At 56.3% G+C, this 17,708-nt stretch carries 15 protein-coding genes and 1 pseudogene; 11 read left to right on the plus strand and 5 right to left on the minus strand.

The annotated features are described in order from the left end of the window. Nucleotides 1-23: 23 nt before the first annotated feature. A complete protein-coding gene (locus tag PW844_RS18615) occupies nucleotides 24-1,097 on the plus strand; it encodes a DUF1176 domain-containing protein (protein WP_299455056.1) in 1,074 nt (357 codons plus the stop codon). Here PW844_RS18615 and ampH read toward each other — a convergent pair. The 3 genes and pseudogenes from ampH to tal form a co-directional block, all read right to left on the minus strand. Beyond that, a pseudogene (gene ampH / locus PW844_RS18620) lies at nucleotides 1,094-2,231 on the minus strand (D-alanyl-D-alanine-carboxypeptidase/endopeptidase AmpH). The gene PW844_RS18615 and the pseudogene ampH sit on opposite strands and share 4 nt — an antisense overlap. A 178-nt stretch (nucleotides 2,232-2,409) precedes the next feature. After that, nucleotides 2,410-4,410, minus strand: coding sequence for a transketolase (tkt, locus tag PW844_RS18625; RefSeq protein ID WP_299455059.1), 2,001 nt, complete (start codon nucleotides 4,408-4,410; stop codon nucleotides 2,410-2,412). A 72-nt stretch (nucleotides 4,411-4,482) separates the two neighbouring features. After that, complete coding sequence (tal, locus tag PW844_RS18630; protein WP_299455061.1) at nucleotides 4,483-5,433, minus strand: transaldolase; 951 nt, start codon at nucleotides 5,431-5,433, stop codon at nucleotides 4,483-4,485. A 366-nt stretch (nucleotides 5,434-5,799) separates the two neighbouring features. On the opposite strand from tal, the gene maeB reads away from it, so the two are divergent. Next, complete coding sequence (gene maeB, locus PW844_RS18635; protein WP_299455063.1) at nucleotides 5,800-8,079, plus strand: NADP-dependent oxaloacetate-decarboxylating malate dehydrogenase; 2,280 nt, start codon at nucleotides 5,800-5,802, stop codon at nucleotides 8,077-8,079. Nucleotides 8,080-8,156: 77 nt separating this feature from the next. Here the strand turns inward: maeB and hemF are convergent, their stop codons facing one another. Together hemF and amiA are read right to left on the minus strand one after the other, a co-directional pair. Next, complete coding sequence (gene hemF, locus PW844_RS18640) at nucleotides 8,157-9,074, minus strand: oxygen-dependent coproporphyrinogen oxidase (protein ID WP_299455065.1); 918 nt, start codon at nucleotides 9,072-9,074, stop codon at nucleotides 8,157-8,159. Between the two features lie 35 nt (nucleotides 9,075-9,109). After that, nucleotides 9,110-9,970, minus strand: a complete 861-nt coding sequence (gene amiA / locus PW844_RS18645) for an N-acetylmuramoyl-L-alanine amidase AmiA (RefSeq protein ID WP_299455068.1) — start codon at nucleotides 9,968-9,970, stop codon at nucleotides 9,110-9,112. A 210-nt stretch (nucleotides 9,971-10,180) separates the two neighbouring features. On the opposite strand from amiA, the gene PW844_RS18650 reads away from it, so the two are divergent. From PW844_RS18650 to cysM, 9 genes are all read left to right on the plus strand, one after another. Beyond that, nucleotides 10,181-10,606: a GNAT family acetyltransferase gene (locus tag PW844_RS18650; RefSeq protein WP_084876235.1), complete on the plus strand. Its 426-nt coding sequence runs from the start codon at nucleotides 10,181-10,183 to the stop codon at nucleotides 10,604-10,606. Continuing rightward, entirely contained in the window at nucleotides 10,607-11,068 is a 462-nt protein-coding gene (locus PW844_RS18655) for a DUF2919 domain-containing protein (RefSeq protein ID WP_299455077.1), read from the plus strand. Nucleotides 11,069-11,132: 64 nt separating this feature from the next. Continuing rightward, entirely contained in the window at nucleotides 11,133-11,747 is a 615-nt protein-coding gene (locus PW844_RS18660; RefSeq protein ID WP_299455080.1) for an RpoE-regulated lipoprotein, read from the plus strand. A 101-nt stretch (nucleotides 11,748-11,848) separates the two neighbouring features. After that, nucleotides 11,849-12,745, plus strand: a complete 897-nt coding sequence (locus tag PW844_RS18665) for a Dyp-type peroxidase (RefSeq protein WP_299455082.1) — start codon at nucleotides 11,849-11,851, stop codon at nucleotides 12,743-12,745. Nucleotides 12,746-12,938: 193 nt separating this feature from the next. Then, entirely contained in the window at nucleotides 12,939-13,955 is a 1,017-nt protein-coding gene (locus PW844_RS18670) for a sulfate ABC transporter substrate-binding protein (RefSeq protein ID WP_299455084.1), read from the plus strand. Then, nucleotides 13,955-14,788, plus strand: a complete 834-nt coding sequence (gene cysT, locus PW844_RS18675; protein WP_299455086.1) for a sulfate/thiosulfate ABC transporter permease CysT — start codon at nucleotides 13,955-13,957, stop codon at nucleotides 14,786-14,788. The genes PW844_RS18670 and cysT overlap by 1 nt, the downstream gene beginning before the upstream one ends. Beyond that, nucleotides 14,788-15,660, plus strand: coding sequence for a sulfate/thiosulfate ABC transporter permease CysW (cysW, locus tag PW844_RS18680; protein WP_299455088.1), 873 nt, complete (start codon nucleotides 14,788-14,790; stop codon nucleotides 15,658-15,660). The genes cysT and cysW overlap by 1 nt, the downstream gene beginning before the upstream one ends. Continuing rightward, the gene (cysA, locus tag PW844_RS18685; protein ID WP_299455091.1) at nucleotides 15,650-16,738 is read left to right on the plus strand and encodes a sulfate/thiosulfate ABC transporter ATP-binding protein CysA; all 1,089 of its coding nucleotides are present in this window, start codon (nucleotides 15,650-15,652) and stop codon (nucleotides 16,736-16,738) included. Before cysW ends, cysA begins: the two co-directional genes overlap by 11 nt. Before the next feature lie 72 nt (nucleotides 16,739-16,810). Beyond that, complete coding sequence (gene cysM, locus PW844_RS18690; RefSeq protein WP_299455093.1) at nucleotides 16,811-17,692, plus strand: cysteine synthase CysM; 882 nt, start codon at nucleotides 16,811-16,813, stop codon at nucleotides 17,690-17,692. Nucleotides 17,693-17,708 lie beyond the last annotated feature (16 nt).

The raw sequence follows: 17,708 nt of genomic DNA on the forward strand, positions 1-17,708 counted from the left end.
GAATTTGGGGATCGGTTTTTTAGATGTCGTATTGGATGAAATCGCTGCTTTTATTGCTTTTTCTTTTTGCTGCGGGAGTGCAGGCGGATCCACTGCAAAAGTCATTTTCTGACTGGCAGCTGACCTGTAACAATGCGGCTTTTTGTGTAGCTCGCAGTTTTCCTGGTGATAATGGATTGGTCATGACAATATCGCGGCACGCTGGCGTGAACGATCGCCCGTTGCTACGTATCGACTACGGCAGTGCTTATAGCGGTGAATTGCCGGGTGCTCCGTTGCAGGACAATTTGCTGCTGGACCAGCGACGGCTGAAACCCGATCTCAAAAACTGGAGCGTAGAGCCGCACCATCTGGCGACCAGCAATGCCATCGCCATTGATGAATTTCTGGCGCAGACGCTGGATGCCGATACTCTCCAGCTCACCTGGCAAGCCAAAGCCTCTATCTCGCTGCACGGCATGAAAGCCGCGTTGCTGCTGATGGATGACGTGCAGGGCAGGGTGAACGGTTTAAGTGCCTGGGTGAAACGCGGCGACCGCGTCATATGGGATGTACCGCCACAACCGCCATTGCCCCGTCTGCCCGACCCCTTACCCCAGCCTGCGGCACTCACCCGTGATGAAACCAGTGGGTTGATTGATTACGGCACCTGGCGCATCAACACCGATAGTTGCTCACTTGATCCGATACGACGAGAAGTCAGCGTTGCACCGCTGACAGACAGTAAAGCGCTGTTGCTCATCAGCTGCGAAACCGGGGCCTACAATGTTATCGATCTGGCATTTGAAGTGACGCGCAGCCAACCGTATGTGGCGCGTGGTCTGACCCTCACCCTGCCGTTTACTCCCCCCTCACGCACGGATAATCAGCTGGATTTGGTGAATGCGGAATACGATGCCAGCAGTGGCTTACTTTATACTTTCAGTAAGGGACGTGGTCTGGGCGATTGCGGTACGGCGACACGCTGGCAGTTTGATGGCAGTGAATTTGTGCTGGCGGAGTATGCGGAAGAAAAAACCTGTGATGCCTGGCACAGCAGTGACGACTGGCCCACCCTGTGGGTCAGCCAGTCGCAAAATGCACCACAATCGCGTTAACGCATCACCTGCACCATCATCGGTGAACCGCTCTGGTTACCCACCAGTTCGGCCAGCATATCGTTGACGCCATCGCTCATCGGCGTGAAGCGCGTCAGCGGCGAACGCGTCACCACCACGAACACCCCAACATTATGCTGCGGCACCATCGCCATATAGGTGATGAAACCACCACCGCCGCCGGTTTTCTGAATGATGCCCGGGTGGCCGTTTTTCGGTCCCATATAGACCCACCCCATGCCCAGCGCATCGGCCCGACCCGGAACATCCATTCCTTCCACTTTATTCAGCTGGTCACGACGATAGATCAACGTTTGCAGCCGGTCGATTTGCGCGGTGCGCTGATTCACGGCGGAGTTAAGGAATTGCTGCATCCAGCGCCCCATATCCTCTGGCGTTGAATAAAACGCCACCGCTGCCTGTCGCTGCCAGAGTGTTATTACACGGGCTGGTCCCTTTCTCGGCAATCATCAGACGCTGACACTGATCCGGTGACGGGGTAAAGGTGGTGTCCTTCATCCCTAACGGGCGCGTGATAAGTTGCTGGAACAACGCCGGATAAGGTTTACCCGCCGCCTGCGACAGCGCATCACTCAGCAGGTCATAACCGAGGTTTGAATAAGACGCGTCCACACCAGGGGCGACTTTGAGCGAAGCGCGAGACAGCCATTGCCAGCGGTCGCTACGTGTCGGCCAGTTGAACACCGGACGATGCGGTTTGCCACCCGGTTGCTCACGCGGCAGGCCGCTGGTGTGGGTTGAAAGGTTAATCAGGCGAATGGGTTGGCCGTTGTAGCTGGGGACACGCATTCCCGGAGGCGCGTATTTGCTTAACGGGTCCTCCAGGCGAATCTGGCCGCGTTCCGCCATTTTCACCATCACTTCGCTGGTCATCAGCTTACTCAGCGAGGCAATGCGGATCAGTGAATCCTGCTGTGGCCGGACGTTACTACCCGGTCGGGTTTCGCCAAAGCTGGCGAAAACGCGTTGATTGCCATCAATAGCGACCAACGCCATCCCCACGGCACCACTGCCGTAAAAGATGTGTTCGGCATAACGATCAACGATCTGTGAAGCCAGCAGGGGATCCGGGGCGGTCTGCGCCATGCTTTTTAAAGGAAGCAGTGAAACCATTAATGTCAGCAACCAGGGTGTATGTTTTTTCAACGGTAAGACGTCCGGCAGAAGAAGCGGAGAAAAGTCTTATAGTAATCAGTTTGAACGAGGCGGGAAGGGGGCAGGGCAGGTTTTTTTCTGTATCAGGCTGTGATCAAAAACGGCCCTGACGCCGTGAGACGCAGGGCCGAATCGATTAGTGAGGCTTGAGTAAGGCTTCGGTATGGCTCACGATGTTTTCCACGGTGAAGCCAAATTCCGGGAACAGTTTACCGGCAGGTGCAGACTCACCAAAGGTGGTCATACCGACTATCGCACCCTCCAGGCCGACATATTTGAACCAGTAATCGGCAATGCCGGCCTCGACGGCGACGCGCGCTTTCACACCGGAAGGCAGCACTGACTCGCGGTATGCCGCATCCTGTTTATCAAACACGTCGGTGGAGGGCAGAGAAACTACGCGGATTTTATGCCCGTTAGCGGTGAGTTTGTCCGCCGCACCCAGGGCAATCTCGATTTCCGAACCGGTGGCGATAATGACAGCCTCCGGCGTGCCATCGCAATCCTGCAACACATAGCCGCCACGGGCGATATCTGCGACCTGCTGTGGGCTGCGTTCCGGTTGCAGCAGATTCTGACGCGACAGGATCAACGCGGTCGGGCCGTGATGACGTTCCACCGCTGCCTTCCATGCCACCGTGGTTTCCACCTGATCACACGGACGCCACACGCTCATATTGGGCGTCAGGCGCAGGCTGGCGAGCTGCTCCACCGGCTGGTGCGTAGGACCATCCTCCCCCAGACCAATCGAATCATGGGTATAGACCAGCACCTGGCGCGCCTTCATCAACGCCGCCATACGCGCAGCGTTACGGGCATACTCCACAAACATCAGGAAGGTGGCGGTGTAGGGCAGAAAGCCACCGTGATGGGCGATGCCGTTACCAATCGCCGTCATCCCGAATTCACGCACTCCGTAATGAATGTAGTTCCCGGCAATATCTTCCTTGATCGATTTCGAACCGGACCAGATCGTCAGGTTACTCGGCGCAAGGTCAGCGGAACCACCGAGGAACTCCGGCAGTAGCTTGCCAAACACTTCGAGGGTGTTTTGCGATGCTTTACGGCTGGCAATTTTCTGCGGATTGGCCTGCAACTGATCGACAAATGCCTGCACATCGCTTTCCCAGTTGGCGGGCATCTCACCGCTCATGCGGCGTTTAAATTCTTTTGCCAACTCAGGATAGGCAGCCTGATAAGCCGCCATTTTGTCGTCCCAGGCTTTTTCACGGGCGGCACCGGCCTCTTTGGCGTCCCATTGCTGATAGATCTCTTTCGGAATTTCAAACGGCGGATAATTCCAGCCGAGTTGCTTACGGGCCAGCGCCACTTCCGCTTCGCCGAGTGCAGCACCGTGCGATTCTTCTTTACCGGCTTTATTCGGCGAGCCAAAACCGATGATGGTGCGACAGATGATCAGCGAGGGTTTGTCGGTGACGCTCTGCGCCTCTTTGATGGCACTGGCGACGGCGGCTGGATCGTGCCCGTCAATATCGCCAATCACATGCCAGTTATAGGCTTCAAAACGTTTGTGGGTATCGTCGGTAAACCAGCCTTCGGTTTCACCATCAATCGAAATACCGTTGTGATCGTAAAAGCCGATCAATTTGCCAAGCCCCAGGGTGCCCGCCAGCGAGCTGACTTCGTGCGAGATCCCTTCCATCAGGCAGCCGTCACCCATGAACACATAGGTGTAATGGTCAACGATGTCATGTCCAGGCTGATTAAACTGAGCGGCTAATGTGCGTTCAGAAATCGCCATTCCTACTGCATTAGCCAGCCCCTGACCCAGCGGTCCGGTGGTGGTTTCAACGCCGGGGGTGTATCCCAGTTCCGGGTGGCCCGGCGTTTTTGAATGCAGCTGGCGGAAGTTTTTCAACTCTTCCATCGGCAGGTCATAGCCGGTGAGATGCAGCAGGCTGTATAGCAACATCGAGGCGTGGCCGTTGGAGAGGATAAAGCGGTCACGATCCGCCCAGGCGGGATTGGTCGGGTTGTGTTTCAGGAAATCGCGCCACAGCACCTCGGCGATATCCGCCATGCCCATAGGGGCTCCGGGGTGACCTGAATTTGCTTTTTGTACCGCATCCATGCTCAGGGCACGAATTGCGTTAGCCAACTCTCTGCGTGAAGACATAGGGTGCTCCCTTGTGATTTGGCAAAAATAAGGACGGGCAGACGCCCGTCCGGCATGATGTGAGGATAATGACTAGAGGCGCGCAGCCAGCACGTCCTCCAGTTTTTGCTGGTCTACAGCAAACTGACGGATACCATCAGACAGTTTTTCCACTGCCATCGGATCCTGATTATGTTCCCAGCGGAACTCCGCTTCTGACAGCGGGGCAGGCTGATGGAAGCCCTCGGTGGATGGCTCCAGTTTACGCTCCAGCGGGGCATCGCTGTTTGCCAGCTCCTCCAGCAGGTTCGGGGAGATGGTCAGACGGTCACAGCCCGCCAGTGCCAGGATTTGCTCCACTTTACGGAAGCTGGCACCCATGATGACGGTGTTGTAGCGATGCTTTTTGTAGTAATCAAAAATACGGCGTACCGATTTCACACCCGGATCCTCATCGACCACATACGGATCAAGCGGTTTACGGCTGTTGTACCAGTCATAAATACGGCCGACGAACGGCGAAATCAGGAACACCCCGGCTTCAGCACAGGCGCGGGCCTGGGCGAAAGAGAACAGCAGCGTCAGGTTGCAGTTGATGCCGTTCTTTTGCAGTTCTTCGGCGGCGCGGATCCCTTCCCAGGTCGAAGCCAGTTTGATCAGAATGCGTGAGCGGTCGATGCCGTTTTCTTCATACAAACGAATCAGTTTTTCCGCTTTGGTGACACACATGCCACGATCGAAGGAGAGGCGAGCATCCACTTCGGTCGAGACACGGCCTGGTACGCTTTTCAGAATTTCCATACCGAGGTTGATCGCCACTTTATCGCTGGCGTTGATGATTTGCGTTTCTTTACTGCCGCCCTGTTTTTTCGCGTAGTCGATGGCATCATCAATCAGGTGCTTATAAGCATCGAGTCCGGCGGCTTTGAGGATTAACGAGGGATTGGTGGTAGCATCTTCCGGGTGGTATTGGCGAATGGACTCGATATCGCCACTGTCCGCCACCACGGTGGTGAACTGTTTCAATGCATCTAGCTGGTTCATCGCTTAACTCCTTGATTAGCAATAATTATGGCAAATAAAAAACCTCAGGCAGCTCTGGCTTTGTTGCGCCATTTCCAGGTGGGGTCCGGTCCAACACCTTGCTACAGACGCCAGGTGAAGAAAATGCGTTTTCTCTGATTGTGACGCCGGGATGCCCACCGCACGCGGTTGTGATTGAGGGCTTGCCTGAAAGGTGTCAGCTGCGCGTTTTACCACTCCTAAGCATAGCAGCCTGTGGCAGACCCGTTGATCCTGCTGTGGCAATCTGTGCCCTTGCCAGTCGTACATTCTTTGAGCGCCTTCACCCTCTTTTGTGCCGTTGATTTCTATACTGAACGCTTATCTCTCCGCGCAACAGGATGCCCAATGGACGAACAACTGAAGCAAAGCGCTCTCGAGTTTCACCAGTATCCCACTCCCGGAAAAATTCAGGTGTCACCCACCAAACCACTGGCGACCCAGCGCGATCTGGCGCTGGCCTATTCTCCCGGCGTGGCTGCACCCTGCCGGGAAATTGCCGCAGACCCACTGGCGGCACACAAATACACCGCGCGTGGCAATCTGGTGGCGGTGATCTCCAATGGCACTGCGGTGCTGGGGCTGGGCAATATCGGCGCACTGGCCGGTAAACCGGTGATGGAAGGCAAAGGGGTACTGTTTAAGAAATTTGCCGGAATTGATGTGTTTGATATCGAAATCGACGAACGGGACCCGGATAAGCTGATTGAGGTGATCGCGGCGCTGGAGCCGACCTTTGGCGGCATCAACCTGGAAGATATCAAAGCGCCGGAATGCTTCTATATCGAGCAGAAGCTGCGTGAACGGATGAAGATCCCGGTGTTCCATGACGATCAGCACGGCACCGCGATTATCTGTACTGCGGCGGTGCTCAATGGTTTGCAGATCGTCAAAAAAGCCATCTCTGATGTGCGGCTGGTGGTGTCAGGAGCGGGGGCGTCGGCCATTGCCTGCCTGAATCTGTTGGTGGCGCTGGGGATGCAACGCCATAACATTGTCGCGTGTGACTCGAAAGGGGTGATCTGGCGCGGACGTGATACCGATATGGCGGAAACCAAAGCCGCCTATGCCGTTGAGGATAATGGGAAACGCACGCTGGAGGAGGTGATTGCCGGTGCGGACATTTTCCTCGGCTGCTCGGGACCGCAAGTGCTGACGCCGCAGATGGTACAGCAGATGGCGCAGGATCCGCTGATTCTGGCGCTGGCCAACCCGGAGCCGGAAATCATGCCACCGCTGGCGAAGGCGGTCCGGCCCGACGCGATTATCTGTACCGGGCGTTCTGATTTCCCCAATCAGGTGAATAACGTGCTGTGTTTTCCTTTTATTTTCCGTGGTGCGCTGGATGTCGGTGCCACTGCCATCAATGAGGAGATGAAGCTGGCGGCAGTGCACGCCATCGCGGCGCTGGCGCAGGCTGAGCAGAGCGATGTGGTGGCCTCGGCCTATGACGATCAGGATCTGAGCTTTGGCCCGGAATATCTGATCCCCAAACCTTTTGACCCACGTCTGATTGTGCAGATCGCGCCAGCGGTTGCTAAAGCGGCGATGGACTCCGGTGTGGCGACGCGGCCGATTGAAGATTTTGATGCCTATCGCGAGAAACTCACCGAGTTTGTTTATAAAACCAACCTGTTTATGAAACCGATCTTCTCGCAGGCGCGTAAAGATCCGAAGCGTGTAGTGCTGGCGGAAGGGGAGGAGGTGCGGGTGCTGCATGCTACCCAGGAACTGGTGTCGCTCGGGCTGGCGAAACCGATCCTGATTGGACGCCCGAATGTCATCGCCATGCGTTTACAAAAGCAGGGGCTGAAGATCGAGGCGGGCAAAGATTTTGAGGTGGTGAATAACGAATCCGATCCGCGCTTTAAAGCTTACTGGAGTGAATATTATCAGATCATGAAACGGCGTGGCGTGACGCCAGAGATGGCGCAGCGCGCGGTGATCGGCAATCCAACACTGATCGGTGCCATCATGGTCCATCGTGGCGAAGCCGATGCGATGATTTGCGGTACGGTGGGCGATTATCATGAACATTATGAGGTGATCGAGAAGGTGTTTGGCTTCCGCCCTGATGTGCGGGTGGCCGGGGCGATGAATGCGCTGCTGCTGCCGAGCGGCAACACCTTTATTACCGATACCTACGTCAATGAAGATCCGACGCCGGAACAGCTGGCGGATATCACTCTGATGGCGGCGGAAACGGTGCGGCGTTTTGGTATCGAACCGCGTGTGGCGTTGCTGTCGCACTCCAGTTTTGGCACCTCCAATGCGCCTGGGGCGCGCAAGATGCGTGACGCGCTGGCGCTGATTCAGCAGCGAGCGCCGGATCTGGAGATTGACGGCGAGATGCACGGCGATGCGGCACTGGTGGAAAACATCCGCCGCGAGCTGATGCCGGACAGCCCACTCAAAGGCACGGCTAATCTGCTGATTATGCCCAATGTCGAAGCGGCGCGTATCAGCTACAACCTGCTGCGTGTTTCCTGCTCGGAAGGGGTGACCGTCGGACCGGTGTTGATGGGGATCAGCAAACCGGTGCATGTGCTGACGCGTATCGCGTCAGTACGCCGCATTGTCAATATGGTGGCGCTGGCGGTGGTGGAGGCACAGACCGAACCGCTGTAAATACGCAAATTGCGCGATAAATCGCGCCGCTACGATTCTCTGCGATTTTGTAGCGGCGCGATTTATCGCGCGTGTTTTCACGGATGTTTCAGCCAATCCTTCACCGGCAGAAAATCACGATACAACGCAGCTTCCGGTGAGTCAGCTTCCGGCTGATAATCATATTCCCAGCGCACCAGCGGTGGCATCGACATCAGGATCGATTCGGTGCGTCCGCCGGTTTGCAGGCCAAACAGCGTGCCGCGATCCCACACCAGATTGAACTCGACATAACGCCCACGACGATACAGCTGGAACTGGCGCTCACGCTCGCCCCACGGCAGCGCTTTGCGTTTTGCTACAATCGGGCGATAGGCTTGCAGGAAGCCATTGCCCACCGCCTGGGTAAAGGCAAAGCAATGGTCAAAATCAGGGGTGTTGAGATCGTCAAAGAACAGGCCGCCAATGCCGCGCTGCTCGTCACGATGTTTCAGCCAGAAGTAGTCGTCGCACCACTTTTTATAACGCGGGTAGACATCCGCACCGAACGGCTGGCACAGATCAAACGCGGTCTGATGCCAGTGCAGCGCATCTTCTTCAAAGCCGTAAAAAGGGGTGAGATCGAAACCGCCACCGAACCACCACACCGGATCGGCACCTGGTTTTTCGGCAATAAAGAAACGCACATTGGCGTGGCTGGTCGGGACATACGGATTTTCCGGGTGGATCACCAGCGAGACGCCCATCGCTTCAAAACTGCGGCCTGCCAGCTCCGGGCGGTGAGCGGTGGCAGAGGCAGGCATTTGATCGCCATGGACGTGGGAGAAGTTAACACCGGCCTGCTCAAACAGCGCGCCGTTGCGTAATACGCGGCTGCGGCCACCGCCGCCGCCCGGGCGCTGCCAGCTATCTTCGGCAAAATCGGCGGCACCATCTTCCGCCGCCAGCTGGGCGCAGATGTCATCCTGGAGCGCCAGCAGAAAGGCTTTGACGCGGGAAATATCGGGATTGCTCATGAGTCACTCGTTCCGGAAATTTGCCGCGATTATACCTAAGCCTGACGCCGATCGTACTCCTCAAAGTAATTGACGATACCATCCGCGATGGCGCTGGCAATTTTTCGGCGAAACGCTGGGGTGCCAAGCAACTGCTCCTCATGCGGGTTGGTAATAAAGGAGGTTTCCACCAGCACCGACGGAATCGAGGGTGATTTCAGCACAGCGAACGCCGCCTGCTCAGTGTGCTGGCTGTGCAAATGATGCACCGGACGGATCTGATCCAGCACATGTTTGCCGAGCGTCAGGCTGTTGCGAATGGTATCGGTCTGTACCAGATCGAACAGGATTTGGTTCAGATACTGATCTTTCTGCGCCACTTCCACTCCGGCGACTTTGTCAGCATCGTTCTCTTTCTGCGACATATAGCGCGCCATCGCGCTGCTGGCTCCACGATTTGACAGGGCAAACACCGAAGCGCCATTGGCGTCCGGGCTGGTGTAACCATCGGCGTGAATAGACATGAACAGGTTGGCACCATGCTGATGGGCAATTTCCACCCGCTGATACAGGGGGATAAAGTAATCCGTATCACGCGTCAGGCGGACTTCAACCCGGGGATGATCCTGCAACAGCTGGCGCACGTTGTTGGCGATATCCAGCACGATGTGTTTTTCTTCGGAACCTTGTTCGCCAACCGCACCGGAATCAATCCCGCCGTGGCCCGGGTCGATCATCACAATACGTTTGCCGTTTTTCGCTGGCGGCGCGGGTTTGTTGTGGCGCGGCAGCAGGTGCAAATCGGCACTCTCTTCTTTTGCCTGCACCAGACGCGGCGATAGCACCGCCAGCGCCAGTCCGGACAGCAGCAGCTGACGACGATTCGTTAAACGTTTGAGCAGTGAAATTTTTTTCATCAATGAATCCCTGACAGGCTTACCTGAAAAGTGTTATATCGTAACATCCTGACGGGTGCGACCCCGTAACTATTTCAGGGCTTTACTTTGTATTTCAGGTCGCGAACAGGAATTTCGTCGCTTTTTTCTGCCACTGAACGGTGCGAGGGTTGCGCCCGCTAAAGAATACGTGATAATCAGCGAATTGTGCCTAACTGCAGGGTAACGCCGATGGAAATCCGCTCATTCCGCCAGGAAGATTTTGAAGAAGTGATCACGCTCTGGGAGCGTTGCGATCTGTTACGCCCGTGGAATGACCCTGAGCTGGACATTGAACGCAAAATGAACCATGACCCGGAACTGTTTCTGGTGGCCGAAGTCGGTGGCGAGGTGGTGGGTACGCTGATGGGCGGCTACGATGGTCATCGTGGTGCGGCTTATTATCTGGCGGTGCATCCTGATTATCAGGGGCGTGGCTTTGCCAACGCGCTGATGAATCGTCTGGAAAAGAAACTGATTGCGCGCGGCTGCCCGAAAATCCATCTGATGGTGCGTGAAGAGAACGACCAGGTGGTGGCCTTCTATGAAAAGCTCGATTACGAGCCAGTGGATTCACTGCTGCTGGGCAAGCGCCTGATTGAAGACCGTGAGTATTAAGTGGTTACGCTGAAATACCCGCCAGAAGAATACGATGCAAAAGGGCAGCTGCGGCTGCCGTTTCTTTTCTGGCTGATCCTGCTGTTACAGGCACGCACCTGGCTGATTCTGGTGATGGCCGGGGCATCCCGGCAGCAGGGGAATGACCTGCTGGCGTTGTTCTATCCCGATCGGCAAAGTTTCTGGCTGGGTCTGGCGCTCGGCATTCCGGCGGCTATCGGGCTGCTGCTCACCGGTTATCGTCAACGTTGGCCGCGCCTGTGGCAAAGCTGGCGTCTGGTACTGAGCCTGTCATTGCTGATTAACCTGTTGTGGCAGGGCGTTAACCTGTTGCAGGGCGCGATGCCCGATTCGCCATTCCCGCTGCTGCTAACGCTGTTCGACCTGCTGGCGCTGTACTGGCTGCAAACCCATCGACGCCTGTGTGACTGCTTTTTGCCTGAACATCAGCATCACGAATAAACTTTTTGTCGCTTTGCGACTCCAACAGGCACGCCAAACCGGCAAACAAGATCAAGGAGTTTTCATGAAAGTTGTTCGTCCCGCGCTGCTGGCGACGGCTCTGGTGCTGGCAGGTTGTGCCAGCTCTGCGTCTTCGGGTTCGGCTGATGAAAGCCACTGGTATAACCCCCTGAGTTACCATTGGTCGGCGCTTAATCCGCTCAGCTGGTTCGGTGGTTCGTTGATGGTAAGCGAGCAGGGTGTCGCCGGGCTATCCAGTAGCACCGCCATGACGCAAACGGCTATCGATAAAGCGCTGAATGGCGATTACAAGCTGCGGCAGGGCATGCGCACCCAGAATGGCCAGGTGGTGGAGTTCTGGCAGGCACTGGATGGTGACAAGGTCAAACTGGTGATCAACGGGCAAAGCAGCGTTGAACGTATTGAGGTACTGGACCCGAGCGCGAAAAGTGCAGACGGCAGCAAAATCGGCGACCCGTTCAGTGCCAAATTCACTAAGGCGTTTGATAACTGCAAAATGGTGCCGGGTCTCGATAGCCGTGATGTGGAGTGCCGTGCGCCGAATAGCCAGCACATCGCTTATATCTATAGTGGCGAATGGCACGGTCCTGAAGGGCTGATGCCGTCGGATGATACGCTGAAAAACTGGAAAATCAGCAAGATCGTCTGGCAACGCTAATCCCTCAAAAAAGTGCGGTGATACGGGCTATCGCCGCCACTTTCCGGTATGATACGGACGAAAAAAACGCCGTTTAACCCCCATTGCCGGAGAGCATGTCGATGTCTCAATTTCAGAGCGGGATTCTGCTGGAACACCGCCGTTTCGCCATTTGGCTGGAAGCCCGCGTCACGGGTGATCTCGATGCGCTGCGCCTGGGCAGCAAAACCTTCCTGCAACACCTCGATGCACTGCAACAAAAATTCGCTGATGCCGGGTTGGGCGCGGTGATCGCCTTCGGTGATATGCTGTGGCGCGACTTGCAGGGTGCGGATTCTGCACCAGAACTGAAAGCCTTTAGCGCGCTGGGCAAAGGCATTGCGCCTGCTACGCAGCGTGATTTGCTGATCCATATTCAGTCGCTACGCCACGATGTGAACTTCTCTCTGGCGCAGGCTGCGCTGGTAGCGTTTGCCGCTGCTGTCGACATCGAAGAAGAAACCCACGGTTTTCGCTGGGTGGAAGAACGCGATCTCTCCGGTTTCGTCGATGGCACCGAGAATCCGCAAGGCGAACAGCGTGAGCAGGTAGCGATTATCGCCGCTGGCCCGGATGCAGGTGGCAGCTATGTCTTCACCCAGCGCTGGGAACATAACCTGAAGCTGTGGAACCGCATGGCAGTTGACAAGCAGGAAGCGGTAATGGGGCGCACCAAGGCGGAGAATGAAGAGATTCCCGGCGATGAGCGCCCGGTGACCTCGCATCTCAGCCGCGTCGATCTTAAAGAAGAAGGCAAAGGGCTGAAGATTTTGCGTCAGAGCCTGCCTTACGGCACTGCCAGCGGCACCCATGGTCTGTTCTTTATTGCCTACTGCAATCGCCTGCATAATATTGAACAGCAACTGTTGAGCATGTTTGGTGAGCGTGATGGCAAGATGGACGCCATGCTGCGGTTTACCAAACCGGTCACCGGCAGCTACTTTTTTGCTCCATCGCTTGACGTGTTACAGGCGCTGTAATGTCCTCCCGGACGGCGGTGATGCCGTCCGTTCGTTATCCCGCCAGATGCATATACTTCCCCGTCGTCTTATGCCTTTTTAGACTTTGAAATCAGCAAACGATATATAAAACCGTTACTGGTTTGCCTCGAGTTATAAATACACTGACAACATCTAATGGCATCAGCCGTAACTCCACATTTCCAGGTGCAGCATGACACTTCCCGTTTTTAAAAAGTTGGTTGGCGGTATCGCGCTTTCGCTGGCAATGGCGGGGGCTGTGCAGGCGACAGAGCTGCTCAACAGCTCGTATGACGTCTCGCGCGAACTGTTTGTCGCCCTGAATGCGCCTTTTGAGCAGCAGTGGGATGCCAGCCATCCGGGTGACAAGCTGACGATTAAACAATCTCATGCCGGTTCATCAAAACAGGCGCTGGCGATCCTGCAGGGTTTGCGCGCCGATGTGGTGACTTATAACCAGGTGACGGATGTGCAGGTGCTGCACGATAAAGGTCAGCTGATCCCGGCCGACTGGCAAAGCCGCCTGCCGAATAACAGCTCGCCGTTTTACTCCACCATGGCGTTCCTGGTGCGTAAGGGCAACCCAAAGAATATTCACGACTGGGCCGATCTGGCACGGGCTGACGTGAAACTGATTTTCCCGAATCCTAAAACCTCCGGCAATGGCCGCTACACCTATCTGGCCGCCTGGGGCGCTGCGGATCAGGCAGATGGCAAAGACCAGGCCAAAACCGAAGCCTTTATGACGCAATTCCTGAAAAACGTCGAAGTGTTTGATACCGGAGGCCGTGGTGCCACCACCACTTTCGCCGAGCGCGGCCTGGGTGACGTGCTGATTAGCTTCGAGTCAGAAGTGAATAACATCCGTAACCAGTACGCTAAAGATGGCTACGAAGTGATTGTGCCGAAGACTAACATCCTCGCCGAGTTCCCGGTTGCCTGGGTGGATAAAAACGTCGCGCACAATGGCACGACGGATGCGGCGAAAGCCTATTTGAATTATCTCTACACACCGGAAGCACAGAAAATCATTACCAGCTTTTACTATCGTGTGAACAACCCGCAGTTGATGGCAGCCCAGCAGGATCGCTTCCCGCAGACCCGTCTGTTCAATGTCGATGAGGCATTTGGTGGCTGGGATAACGTGATGAAAAACCATTTTGCCAGCGGCGCTGAGCTGGACAAATTGCTGGCAGCGGGGCGCGGTTAATGTTTGCCTCAACGCAAAAACGGGTACTGCCCGGATTCGGTATCAGCCTCGGTACCAGTCTGCTGTTTACCTGCCTGATTCTGCTGCTGCCGATCAGCGCGTTGCTGATGCAGCTGTCGAAAATGACGCTGGCGCAGTACTGGGAAGTGATCACCAATCCACAGCTGGTAGCGGCGTATAAAGTGACGCTGCTGTCTGCCGGGGTGGCTTCCCTCTTCAATGCGGTGTTTGGCATGCTGATGGCGTGGATTCTGACCCGCTATCGCTTTCCTGGCCGTACTCTGCTCGATGGCCTGATGGATTTACCCTTCGCCCTGCCCACGGCTGTGGCTGGCCTGACGCTGGCGGGTTTGTTCTCGGTTAATGGCTGGTATGGCCAGTGGCTGGCTCAGTTCGATATCAAAGTTTCTTATACCTGGCTCGGTATCGCGGTGGCGATGGCCTTCACCAGCATTCCGTTTGTGGTGCGTACCGTGCAACCGGTGCTGGAAGAGTTAGGGCCGGAATACGAAGAAGCTGCCGAAACCCTCGGTGCGACACCGTGGCAGAGCTTCCGCCGCGTGGTGCTGCCAGAAGTGGCTCCTGCGTTGCTGGCCGGGACCGCGCTGTCGTTTACCCGCAGCCTCGGCGAGTTTGGTGCGGTGATCTTTATCGCCGGTAATATCGCGTGGAAAACGGAAGTGACCTCGCTGATGATTTTTGTGCGTTTGCAGGAGTTTGATTATCCGGCCGCCAGCGCCATCGCCTCAGTGATCCTTGCCGCCTCGTTGCTGCTGCTGTTCGCCATCAACACCCTGCAAAGCCGCTTTGGCCGTCGTTTAGGAGGTCACTGATGGCAGAGATTTCGCAAATCAATCGGGTTGATCGTTCGCCGATTAACTGGGGCAAATGGCTGCTGATTGGCATTGGCGCGCTGGTTTCCATCATGTTGCTGGTGGTGCCGATGGTCTCCATCTTCTGGGAAGCGCTCAATCAGGGTCTGGGAACTGCCCTCAGCAATCTGAAAGACGGCGATATGCTGCATGCCATCTGGCTGACGGTGATGGTGGCGTTGATCACCGTGCCGGTTAACCTGGTGTTCGGTACGTTGCTGGCGTGGCTGGTGACGCGTTTTAACTTCCCTGGCCGCCAGTTGCTGCTGACGCTGTTCGATATTCCTTTTGCCGTCTCCCCGGTGGTCGCTGGCCTGATGTATCTGTTGTTCTGGGGTATCAATGGTCCGGCGGGTGGCTGGCTGGATGCGCACAATATCCAGATTATGTTTGCCTGGCCGGGCATGGTGCTGGCGACCATTTTCGTGACCTGTCCGTTTGTGGTGCGTGAACTGGTGCCAGTCATGCTCAGCCAGGGCAGTAACGAAGATGAAGCCGCGGTGCTGCTAGGCGCATCCGGCTGGCAGATGTTCCGCCGCGTCACGCTGCCGAATATTCGCTGGGCGTTGTTGTACGGCGTGGTGCTGACCAATGCCCGTACCATCGGCGAATTTGGTGCGGTCTCGGTGGTATCGGGATCGATTCGCGGCGAAACCTATACCTTGCCGCTTCAGGTTGAATTACTCCATCAGGACTACAACACCGTTGGCGCATTTACCGCCGCCGCGCTGCTGACCCTGATGGCGATAGTGACACTGTTTCTGAAAAGCGTGGTGCAGTGGCGTTTAGAGCATCAGCGGAAACGCCAACAGGAGGAAAATCATGAGCATTGAGATTAAACAAATTAACAAATCGTTTGGCCGTACACCGGTGTTGAACGATATCTCTCTGGATATTCCTTCCGGCCAGATGGTGGCGCTGCTGGGTCCATCCGGTTCGGGTAAAACCACGCTGCTGCGTATCATCGCCGGTCTGGAGCATCAGAACAGCGGTCAGATCCAGTTCCACGGTAAAGACGTCAGCCGCCTGCATGCGCGCGATCGCCAGGTGGGGTTTGTCTTCCAGCACTACGCGCTGTTTCGCCATATGACGGTGTTTGACAACATCGCGTTTGGCCTGACGGTGCTGCCACGCCGCGAGCGTCCCTCCAGTGCGGAAATCAAACAGCGCGTGACCCGTCTGCTGGAGATGGTGCAGTTGAGTCATCTCGCCAGCCGTTTCCCGGCACAGTTGTCGGGCGGTCAGAAACAGCGCGTCGCACTGGCGCGTGCGCTGGCCGTAGAACCGCAAATTTTATTGCTGGATGAACCCTTCGGCGCGCTCGATGCCCAGGTGCGTAAAGAGCTGCGTCGCTGGCTGCGTCAGCTGCACGAAGAACTGAAATTCACCAGCGTGTTCGTCACCCACGATCAGGAAGAAGCGATGGAAGTCGCGGACAGCGTAGTGGTGATGAGCCAGGGCAATATTGAGCAGGTCGGTACACCGGACGAAGTGTGGCGCGATCCGGCCACCCGCTTCGTGCTGGAGTTCCTCGGTGAAGTTAACCGCTTTGATGGTGAAGTGCATGGCTCGCAATTCCATGTTGCGGCACATCGCTGGCCGCTGGGCTATACCCCGGCGCATCAGGGCCCGGTAGAGCTATTCCTGCGTCCGTGGGAGATTGATGTATCGCGCCAGAGCAGCCTGGAGACGCCGCTGCCAGTGCAGGTGCTGGAAGTCAGCCCGCGCGGACATTTCTGGCAGCTGGTGGTACAACCCGCTGGCTGGCAGAGCGAACCTTTTACCCTGGTGTTTGATGGTGAGCAATCCGCCCCGATTCGCGGTGAACGTTTGTTTGTTGGCCTGCAACAGGCCCGACTTTACCAGGGCACAACACCGCTGCGCACGGTTGCCTTTGCCGAGAGCGCCTGATATTTTTGACACTCCTTCGGGCGGGACTTTCCCGCCCGATTTCTTTGCCCCTCTTTCTCCGGGAATCTGACCGTGACCACACTGGAAAATACCATCGGTAATACGCCGTTGATTAAGTTGCAGCGCCTGACGCCTGACAACGGCAGCGAGATCTGGCTAAAACTGGAAGGTAATAATCCTGCGGGTTCAGTCAAGGATCGTGCCGCCTGGTCGATGATTCATCAGGCGGAACTGCGTGGTGAAATAAAACCGGGTGATACGCTGATTGAAGCCACCAGTGGCAACACCGGTATCGCGCTTGCGATGATCGCGGCGATGAAAGGCTATCGTCTGCGCCTGTTGATGCCGGAAAACATGAGCCAGGAGCGCCAGGACGCGATGCGCGCCTATGGTGCGGAGCTGGTGCTGGTCACACGCGAACAGGGAATGGAAGGGGCGCGTGATTTGGCGCAGGAGATGGCGGCACGCGGTGAGGGCAGGGTGTTGGATCAGTTCAATAACCCCGATAATCCTCTCGGCCACTATCTCACTACCGGCCCGGAAATCTGGCAGCAGAGCCAACAACGCATGACCCATTTCGTCTCCAGCATGGGGACGACAGGCACCATCACTGGCGTGGGCCGCTATCTGCGCGAGTCTGCGCCAGCAGTGAAAATTATTGGTTTGCAACCGCAGGAAGGCAGCAGCATTCCCGGTATCCGTCGCTGGCCGAGTGCCTATTTGCCCGGTATTTTCCGCCCGGAACTGGTGGATGAAGTGATGGATATGACGCAACAGGAAGCGGAAGAGACCATGCGTGCGCTGGCGCGGCGTGAAGGTATTTTCTGTGGTGTCAGTTCTGGCGGTGCGGTAGCCGGGGCATTGCGTATTGCAGCGGCTCAGCCGGGCAGCGTAGTGGTGGCGATTATTTGTGATCGCGGCGACCGTTACCTCTCCACCGGTGTTTTCCACTAAACTATTCTCTTGCACA

Source organism: Pantoea sp. (assembly GCF_028283705.1).
GTDB lineage: Bacteria > Pseudomonadota > Gammaproteobacteria > Enterobacterales > Enterobacteriaceae > Pantoea.